Origin of the sequence: Mesobacillus sp. (genome assembly GCF_049588175.1) — a bacterium.
Taxonomy (GTDB): Bacteria; Bacillota; Bacilli; order Bacillales; family Cytobacillaceae; genus Mesobacillus.
In genome coordinates this window covers 1-1,586 of record NZ_JBAVFI010000647.1, presented here as the reverse complement: position 1 = coordinate 1,586, position 1,586 = coordinate 1, and the positions used below count along the sequence as shown (strand labels likewise).

Annotated in this window: 2 protein-coding genes and 1 pseudogene; all 3 read right to left on the bottom strand. The window is 41.0% G+C overall.

Annotated features, from left to right (window positions below; all coding sequences use genetic code 11):
• Positions 1 to 204 (bottom strand): annotated as a pseudogene (locus WB217_RS15590) (sensor histidine kinase); the annotation flags it as partial.
• A complete protein-coding gene (gene liaF, locus WB217_RS15585) occupies positions 201 to 902 on the bottom strand; it encodes a cell wall-active antibiotics response protein LiaF (protein WP_423994167.1) in 702 nt (233 codons plus the stop codon). The pseudogene WB217_RS15590 and the gene liaF, both read right to left, overlap by 4 nt.
• A gap of 174 nt (positions 903 to 1,076) precedes the next feature.
• The coding region (locus WB217_RS15580; protein WP_423994166.1) for a PspA/IM30 family protein at positions 1,077 to 1,586 on the bottom strand (510 nt) is incomplete at its 5' end.

Sequence of the window (1,586 nt, the reverse complement as noted above, 5' to 3'; positions counted from 1 at the left end):
AGTCGTGCTGGAAATTGCTGTTCCCATACTAATGCCGAGTAGTAAAATGGCGATCCATATGGCAATAGGCAAATCTCCTTCTTCTGACAGGAGAAGGTACCAGTTATCGTATGATGGCCAACCTAATATATACGTTAATAACATCGCGATGAATGCAGTGAGAATGAAAAATAATAGGAAAGTACGTCCGATGAATCCACTCATTTGCGAATCACCTCAACATCCCCAAGCCACGTCGATACAGCGATGACTAATTCGGAAGTGGCACTGCCCTGAGCTTCTGCATAGCCATTTTGAAGGACAATCGATTGATTCCATAAACGTTTTTTACTGGCACCAAAAAGTCGGGCATCTCCCAGTAACGTTGTGTAATGAATCCGAACAGGGATTTCATAAGGAACAATCACACTTATTTTTCCGATTCCCTGGCGAACAGATACAAACGAGGTTCCTTTTGGCAACACCGTTTGAGTCGTATCTATGGTGATGTTTCCGTAAATACCTTGAACATGCACATCTTGCCATTCATAAGCCTGAAAAGGTGTAGTTTGCACAGAAAAGAGTTTGTTTTGAATGATGGCATTCGGTGTTTCTACGTCACCGAGAAATGGTTCAATGACCTGTTGTGTTTCATCGCCTTTCCAAAGTCGCACTAAAATATAAACCATCGTAGCTGCGATTAATAAGCGCAGGCTCCACATGGAAAGTAAGGCGACTCCTAAGAACGCGATGCCGCTCCAGAAAAACAAGCGGCTTCTTTTCCGAAGACTGATATAAATTAACCCGATACCAAAAAGAACGAACAACACGCTTCCATTATGGAAGAACATCGCTTCGATAAATATAAGTAGCAAGGCAGCCAATAGCCAAAATGTAATTCGCTCAGTTGAAAATCGTTGCAAAGCTATTCCTCCTTTTTCGTATCGGATTCCTTGACTAACAAGTAACCGCTGTTGTAATTAATCTTACTTAAAAGGAGAAGACAAGTGCCTTCTCCTTTATTTTGGTGTTTACTTTTAAGCACTTAACAGTGACTTTTCAGTAACAGTGCTAGAGCAGTGCTTTTCTATCTAATATTACACAATTTCTTGTTGCGGTTGTGCATTTTTTTCTAGCATGTCTAGTCTGCGTTCCATGGATGATAAATCATGTTGTTTTTCAATGCGTTGACCTAGACGTTCGATGTATCGTTCCATTTCTTCAAAGGCCAATAATCTTTTTTCACCGTTTTTTGATGCTTCAGGTTGAAGGACTCGGTCCATTTGGTGATGGGCACGAGTAACATTTTCTTTGCCCATCAGCTGTAGTTGGCGAACTTTCATATCTTTCAGTTTGTGTTTCATTTCTTCAAACTTTTGTTCAAGCCCAAATAACTCCTCAGTTGTGCGAGATATGCTAGCTTGTAATACGTCTTTACGGTTCGTGTAGGCTGTAACTTCTGCTTGGGCAAAATCAATTAATTCACCTTCATTTGTCTGGCGGGCAAGCTCCAGTTGTGAGGAACGTTTAACCTGCATGTCGATTGTTTCTTGCAGTTCTTTTTCAAGTTGTGCTTTAAGTTGTGCTTGGCGTTCGATCCATTTACC